At 47.6% G+C, this 7,480-nt stretch carries 6 protein-coding genes; 5 read left to right on the forward strand and 1 reads right to left on the reverse strand.

From position 1 onward, the window contains the following. Positions 1-673: YedE family putative selenium transporter (gene yedE / locus B3D59_RS14545; protein WP_286820983.1), on the reverse strand; the 673-nt coding region annotated here is incomplete at its 3' end. Positions 674-931: 258 nt separating this feature from the next. Here yedE and B3D59_RS14550 point away from each other — a divergent pair. The 5 genes from B3D59_RS14550 (at position 932) to B3D59_RS14570 (ending at position 7,389) form a co-directional block, all read left to right on the forward strand. Next, positions 932-1,114, forward strand: a complete 183-nt coding sequence (locus B3D59_RS14550) for a dual CXXC motif small (seleno)protein (protein WP_286820985.1) — start codon at positions 932-934, stop codon at positions 1,112-1,114. Between the two features lie 248 nt (positions 1,115-1,362). Continuing rightward, positions 1,363-1,644 carry a hypothetical protein gene (locus B3D59_RS14555; RefSeq protein WP_286820987.1) on the forward strand — a complete coding sequence of 94 codons (282 nt, stop codon included), beginning with the start codon at positions 1,363-1,365 and terminating at the stop codon, positions 1,642-1,644. Then, positions 1,641-3,356 (forward strand): ABC1 kinase family protein, encoded by a 1,716-nt coding sequence (locus B3D59_RS14560; protein ID WP_286820990.1) that lies wholly within the window; start codon positions 1,641-1,643, stop codon positions 3,354-3,356. Before B3D59_RS14555 ends, B3D59_RS14560 begins: the two co-directional genes overlap by 4 nt. Positions 3,357-3,557: 201 nt before the next feature. After that, positions 3,558-4,352 carry a bifunctional demethylmenaquinone methyltransferase/2-methoxy-6-polyprenyl-1,4-benzoquinol methylase UbiE gene (gene ubiE / locus B3D59_RS14565; RefSeq protein ID WP_286820992.1) on the forward strand — a complete coding sequence of 265 codons (795 nt, stop codon included), beginning with the start codon at positions 3,558-3,560 and terminating at the stop codon, positions 4,350-4,352. Positions 4,353-4,398: 46 nt separating this feature from the next. Further along, the gene (locus B3D59_RS14570) at positions 4,399-7,389 is read left to right on the forward strand and encodes a 4Fe-4S dicluster domain-containing protein (RefSeq protein ID WP_286820998.1); all 2,991 of its coding nucleotides are present in this window, start codon (positions 4,399-4,401) and stop codon (positions 7,387-7,389) included. Positions 7,390-7,480 lie beyond the last annotated feature (91 nt).

A 7,480-nucleotide genomic window follows, 5' to 3' on the forward strand; every position in this document is an offset into this window, starting at 1 on the left:
TGGTGCAGAAGCGGCTGCGCTGGGCTAAAAATCCAATGCCCAGGCCCACCACAAGGGAAATCAGCAAAGGGGCGTGCATGGCCCCGGGCCCTTTAAGGCTGTAAAACAGCACGCCGCTTTTATCCTCCCCCGGCACCTGGGGATAGATAAACATCAGACTCAAAAGACCGAGCATCACCAGGGGCAGCATCCATCCGGCACCTGTATGGGTGGCCTGGGAGCGTCCCAGGTTATACCCGTTTTTCAGGAACATGACCCCGATCCAGACCCCGAAGCCCAAGCCCAGAAGTCCCAGAACGGCATTCAGGTCGCCGCCGGCCAGGCGAAGCACGGCCCGCCAGGGACACCCCAGAAAAACAAGGGCACCGATCATGGCAAAAACACCCAGGAGAAAACGAACGATGGGCGCTGATCCGCACCTTGGTTTAAACTCCTTGAAGCTGTAGGCAGCAACCAGGGAACCCAGCACAAATCCGATAATTTCAGGACGGATGTACTGGACAACGTCAGCTCTGTGCAGCCCAATGGCTCCAGCGATATCCCGTTCAAAACAGGCAACGCAGATTCCCATATTTCCCGGATTCCCAAGTTTCTGTAAAACAGCGGCAAGAATTCCGATCACAGCGCCGACAAAAATGATGCCGACGCGGGTGGAAAAAAAATTTTTAGCCATGGCCCGGCTACCTCCTATACATTTCATTATTCATAACGCTCAATGATCTAACAACAAGGTCCACACAACACAAAACGGTTACACATCGACCGTTTTTTGCCATCCATGACAATTTTTATCCAATTGATTATGGCAATAGAAATTTTAAATCTTGATTTAAAATTTAAATATCTGCTGAAAATATTTCAAGTCTGCCCGTTTTATGTTATCCGGGAAAAAAGGAAAGAGGACCGACCGAACAAAAACAAAGGAAGACAAATGGAAAAAGCCTCCAAATACTGCCCGTCATGCGGCGGAAAACTTGTTATCAGACGTGCCTGCCCCCATGTTATCATACGCTGCGCCGCCTGCGGCAAAAACTACCCCCAGGATAAATACAAAGAACTGATAGATGATTACTGGGAGGAAAAGCTGGCCCATATACCGGTAAACCGTCTTTAAAAAAAAGCCTGTTTAAAAATTAAAGCATCGAAGCGAAATCCCATGATAACAACAAAAAATGATACATGTAATCACGTCTTTACAAATTTTGACAGATTGTGATAGTTTAGGAAACTTTCAGACCGAATACGGCCGACGCCCGATCCGCCGTGGGTTTTCATGAATGGGTATTTGCCTCGCCTGAAAGCAAAATGACAACGGATACAACAATTTGTTCTTAAATATTAAGATTATTTGGAGGTGTTATTTTGAAAAACGCCAATTGCCCTAAATGTGGTTCCGGTGAAGTCTATTCAGGCGCTGATCTGATTGTGAAAGACGGACCAATCGCCAGTATCCTGAAAGGCGGCCCTTTTGCCAGCAATTCAATTCCCATAAGCCTTTCAAGCATGGCTCCTATTGATAACTACGTTTGTGTCAACTGCGGCTATGTTGAACATTATATCTCCGACCGATCAAAACTGAAAGAGATCGCAAAAAAATGGAATAAAGCCTCCGAAAACAAATCGGACAACGATTCTGACGAGTGATTGTTTTGAGACTCTGCCTGAACGTTAAGCTGTTCTGGCGGCTTGTGTGTATCCTCCGGGTCTTAGTCTGGTATGGAATCAAAGATGTGACCGGTCGTATTGCCGGGGTTGCGTTCAAGGTCCCCGGAACTCCGGAAAAGAACAGGGATACTGCTGCAACAGAATTTCCGTCCCCCAGGATGATCCGCCTCTGCATGGAGCAGCTCGGTCCCAGCTTTATCAAGCTGGGACAGCTGTTGAGCACCCGAGATGATATTCTGCCTTTTGAATACGTAAATGAATTCAAAAGACTACAGGATCAGGTAAAACCCCTCCCCTTATCTGCGATTTCCAATGTGGTGGAGAGGGAATTAGGCAAACCCCCGGCAGGCCTGTTTGACCGCTTCAACTCCGAATCCATTGCAGCAGCGTCCGTAGCCCAGGTTCACGAGGCCCGGCTTTTTTCAGGAGAGAGGGTTGCGGTCAAGGTTATTCGACCTGATATCCTTCCCGTTATTCGAAAAGACATCCGGCTGATGTATTATCTTGCCCGGATGATAGAGAATCGTTCTGAACGCGGCAGAATGCTCGGTGTCGTGAATCTTGTCAAAGAATTTGAACGGACCATTTTCAAAGAACTGGATATGTTTACGGAAGCCGGTAATATTGAACGATTCAGAACGAATTTCAAGCATACGCGCGAAATGCATATCTGCAAAGTCTATCGTGAATACACAAGCCGGTCAGTCCTGGTGATGGAGTATATCGATGGTATCAAGGTCGATCAGGTAGAGGCCATCAAAGCTGCCGGCATAGACCCCGGTGAAATAGCGCTTATAGGCCTTCGATCCTTTTCCCGACAGCTCATGGAATTCGGTTTCTTCCACGCTGATCCCCACCCGGGAAACACCATTGTCATGGCAGATGGCCGGGTCAGCATTATCGATTTCGGGCTGATGGGTTACGTGGATGATGAAATGATGAAAGAACTTGCCAATATTTGCCTTGGCTTTGCAGATCACGATTATGATTTGGTTATGGATGCCTTGAAAGAGATGGGTCTTTTGAACGAGAAACAGATTTGCCTCAAGGAATTCAAAGCCGACCTGAAGGATGTCAGTGAACCTTTTTATGGCCGCCCTCTTCCCTCGATCTCGGTCAAAGAGGTCTATGACAAGGTAATACAGATAGTACTCAAGCACCGGATCACAATGCCGAGAAATCTCCTGCTGATTTTCAAGACCTTTGTTCAAAACGAAGCCATTGGAAAAAAACTCGGCAGCACGTCAAGCATTCTTCAAGTTGCCAGGCCATATGCCGAAAACCTGCTAAAGCAGAATTTAAAACCGGACCAACTCTTCAAACGATTCAATGCAGACGCCCGGAAAATGGCAGGTCATCTTCAATCCATGCCGGAAAGCATTAGCGGAATTATTGCCAATGCAGCCGCCAACAACCTTTCCATGGAAATTCGACATACAACCTCGTTCAAGATACAGCAAACCATGGAAAAGTTGATCAACCGGCTGATTGTGGGTATTGTAATCGCTGCTTCAACCATTTCGGCTGCCCTGATTCTTAATTCTTCCCAGAAGCTTTTGGACATCGACTTTGGGTTTGCCGGATTTCCCGAAATATCGCTAACCGGCCTTCTCGGTGTTACAGGGTATGTCATCGCAACGTTTCTCGGACTCTGGTTGATAATTTCAATCCTTCGCTCGGGACGCCTGTAACACTTTTTACCCTCATAAAATCCCCTCCAAAAGGAGTTTCGCCCTGGAAGATGCCTTCTACAAGTTTGTTATATCGGGATACAATCCAATGCCGGCAGATAAGCGATTTTTGAAACGTACAAAAAATATTTTCATTTTTTTCGGCAAATGCTATGACAATTATATTTTTAACATCTCTATCAAACGAACCCGGACAAGAGAATGACTTTAAATTTTGATAAATGGTACAATCGAAAAAAACGACTTGAGCAGTTGGAAACTCATGTATCAGAAACCCGGACGGCAAGATTCGGGTTTACCACCTATGCCGAATCAGAAAAGCGTCACCGGGTTAACCGGCATTTCAATTCCATTGCCACACAATACGACTTTATGAATACCATTTTGAGTGGCGGAATTCATTATGTATGGAAACGAAGGGCCGTTGAAACACTCATGATCAAACCGAATCAAAAAATTTTGGATGTCTGCGGAGGAACGGGTGATATAGCCAGGTTGTCCGCTTCGAGAACAGGCAAAAAGGGTATGTCGGTTGTGTATGATATGAACCGGAAAATGATCGAACAAGGAAAAAAAAAATCCATCAAAGGGGTAACCTTTGTTCAAGGGGATGCTGAATCCATCTCTTTTCCTGATGGTTCGTTTGATGCTGTTTCCATTGGCTTTGGAATTCGAAACGTCACCCATCTTGAAACCGGTTTCAAGGAGATCTTCCGTGTGTTGAAAAAAGGCGGTGCCATGTGTTGCCTGGAATTTTCAAAACCTGACAACCCTTTCTTTAGATATCTTTACGATCTGTATTCATTCAAAATAATGCCGTTGATAGGGGGACTGATCACCGGTTCAACAGAAGCGTATACGGCATTTCCAGAATCCATACGCGCGTTTCCACTCCCCGGGGAGTTAAGCCTGATTTTACAAAATATCGGTTTTAAGGATATCAAAGTTACGAAGTTGACAAACGGCATTGCAGTGATTCATTCAGCAAGGAAATAAAGATATATAAAAACATATCAGCACCGTTTCGATAAAAGGACGCATAATGGACAGGCGAACATTTCTTAAAACGGCCGGAATCGGAAGCATTTCTGTTGCCTATGGCTGCAAGTCAGACTATGACAAAAATATTTTTTCACTGGTAACGGCCCCGAAAGATTTTGTAACAGGGGAAGCGGTCTGGTATGCCTCCACGTGCATGGAATGCCCTGCAGGATGCGGTATCCTTGCAAAAAACCGTGAGGGCCGGGTTATTAAGCTGGAAGGAAATCCCGCCCATCCGGTGAACCGTGGACGACTGTGCATCCGGGGCCAGGCGGCTCTACAGTCTGTTTATGATCCGGACAGACTGATGATGCCGCAACTCAAAACAGGCCGGACATTTCAACCGATCTCTTATAATCAAGCCTTTAACATTCTTAAAAATCGGATGCACGCCGCATCAGAAAAGGGAAGCAACCGCGTCAAAATGTTGACCGGCATAACATCAGTACCCCTTTCCGCCCTGTTTGCAACCACCCTGGAGGCATTTGGCGCAAAACCCGCAGCCGAGTACGAACCATACTCCCACGATGCCTTGAGAGCCGCCCACCAAGCCCTGTTTTCAAAGCCCATGCTTCCCTCTTTTCATATGGAAAACGCAGATTTCATTCTGGGATTTGGCGCGGATTTCGTAGAAACCTGGCTGTCACCGGTTGAATATATCCGCAAATTCAAATCCATGCACACCTCTAAAGACGGTAAAAAGGGGACATTCGTCCATGTTGGTCCCTACATGTCTCTGACGGCCGCCAATGCAGACAAATTTTTCCCGGTTACGGCGGGAACGGAATATATGGTGGCTTTGGGGGTCATCCGCCACATTTTGAAAACCAGAACAATAGATCATCTGCCTGAGCCTTTTTTAAAAGAACTTACGGCTGTTGTCAGGCCATATCAGCCTGACATCGTTGAAAAAAATACCGGATTTCCGGAAGCGGATCAAAACCGTTTGGCCCAATCCCTGCTCGCATCCCACCGCCCCCTGGTTTTAGGATCAACAGGCACCACAACGGCAGACGCCTCTTTTGCCCTGGAAATGGCCGTGATCCTCATGAATCTTGTGCTGGACAAGGATCTTTCTCTGTATGATTTTGAACAAAGGCACGCCCTTGAAAAAGTCATGACAGCAAAAGAAACCGCCAAATTCTTCAAAACGGTCGTCACAGAACCCACGGAACTCCTATTGTTTTATAATACCAACCCCCTGTTTACGTTTCCAGAAAACGCTGATTTAACGGATATTTTTAATCGTAAAGAGATCTTCAAGGTCAGTTTCTCAACTGTCATGGATGAGACGTCCAAAAACGCAGACCTTATTTTCCCGGTGCAGCTGCCGCTTGAAACCTGGGACAGTTATGAAAGCAACACCGCATGCATCTCAACCCTCCAGCCCGCCATGGGACGGCTCACCAAGGCCCCCTCCATGGGCGATGTGTTCCTCGACCTGTCAGACAAAGACCGGCAGTTTGATGACTACTATGGATATCTTGCCGATTACCTGTATACGAATATGCCTGAAAAGAGCAAAGCCCATTTCATGCAAACAATTCAATCCGGCGGGATATTTCATTCCAGCAGCACATCCGGGGCCGGGAGCCCCCCCCTTGACCCGGAATCCATCAAGGCACTTAAAAAAGCACTTCACGCCATCGAACTGTTTGAAGAACCAAAATTGAATTTTTTGGCGGTTCCGTCACTTCGGCTCTATGACGGCCGGGGGGGCAATAAGTCCTGGCTTAATGAAATCCCCGATCCCGTGACCAGTATTGCCTGGGAAACCATGCTCATGATTCACCCTGCAACCCTTGAAGAACGTGGATTCGCACACGGGGATATCCTGACCATTGAAGCAGGCGACCGCGCCATCACAGCACCGGTCTATTCCTACCCGGGAGTTGCCTTAGGAGTGATGGTCATGCAGATAGGCCAGGGTCATAATGCCTGCGGCCGGTATGCCCAAGGATTCGGCAGCAACCCGGTTGATCTTTTGTCGGGAAACCTTGAGACCTCTGATTTTCTCTCCTATCTAATCACCCCCACTTCGGTTAAACGGACCGGCAAAGTTGAAGCACTTCCCCAGACAGATGGCAGCCGGTCCCAGTACAAACGAAAAATTGCCCTGTCCATGACCTTGGCGAACAGCCACAGCCAAAACGGACACGGTGAATCCGCCGGCCACGGGCAATCCGACGGGCATGGGAAAAGAGAGGGCGGGGGCCTGGATATGAACCAATTCCCGTTAACCCTGCCCACCGAGGAAGGATACGATAAAAAACGAGATTTTTACCCACCTCACGAACATGACGGCTACCGGTGGGGGATGATCGTAGATCTGGACCAATGCGTGGGATGCAATGCTTGCGTGGCCGCATGTTATGCGGAAAACAATATCGGCGTTGTGGGAAAAGAGCAGATCATAAAAGGTCGTGAAATGGCCTGGCTGCGAATTGAACGATACCAGGATCAGAACAATGAAGACCGGCTGATTTTTCTTCCCATGATGTGCCAGCACTGCGATGCGGCGCCCTGTGAGGCCGTATGTCCGGTGTATGCCCCCCACCATTCCAAAGAGGGGCTCAACAACCAGGTTTACAACCGCTGTATCGGCACCCGGTTCTGTGCCCAGAACTGCCCGTACAAAGTCAGAAAGTTCAATTGGTTTGACTGGGAAAGACCCGCCCCCCTCAACCTTCAGCTCAACCCGGATGTCACTGCCAGAAGCAAAGGGGTCATGGAAAAATGCTCATTTTGTATACAGCGAATTAAAAAAGCCCACAATCAGGCAAAAAATGAAAACCGTAAGATTCGGGACGGGGAGGTTCAGCCGGCATGCGTACAGACATGTCCTGCCAATGCACTCACCTTTGGTAATTTCCTGGACAAAAACAGTGCGGTTTCCATTCTGGCCCGGGAATCAAGAGCTTACCAGGTGCTTGGCTATCTGAATACCAAACCTGCTGTTATTTATTTGAAGAAAAAAGTGCAGGAACTATGAATTTTTAATTAAGGGTTTTGAACATATGTCTCAATTGACCTTTCAAACAATCAATACCACTGTCCTGGACACGCTGACCCGTCCGAGAAAG

Source organism: Desulfobacter sp. UBA2225, assembly GCF_002348205.1.
Taxonomy (GTDB): Bacteria; Desulfobacterota; Desulfobacteria; order Desulfobacterales; family Desulfobacteraceae; genus Desulfobacter; species Desulfobacter postgatei.

What these genes read in the sequence shown, in the direction of transcription:
- B3D59_RS14550 (WP_286820985.1), top strand. Translation starts at nt 932, where the DNA reads ATGGAAAAAGCCTCCAAATACTGCCCGTCATGCGGCGGAAAACTTGTT.
- ubiE (WP_286820992.1), top strand. Translation starts at nt 3,558, where the DNA reads ATGACTTTAAATTTTGATAAATGGTACAATCGAAAAAAACGACTTGAG.
- B3D59_RS14570 (WP_286820998.1), top strand. Translation starts at nt 4,399, where the DNA reads ATGGACAGGCGAACATTTCTTAAAACGGCCGGAATCGGAAGCATTTCT.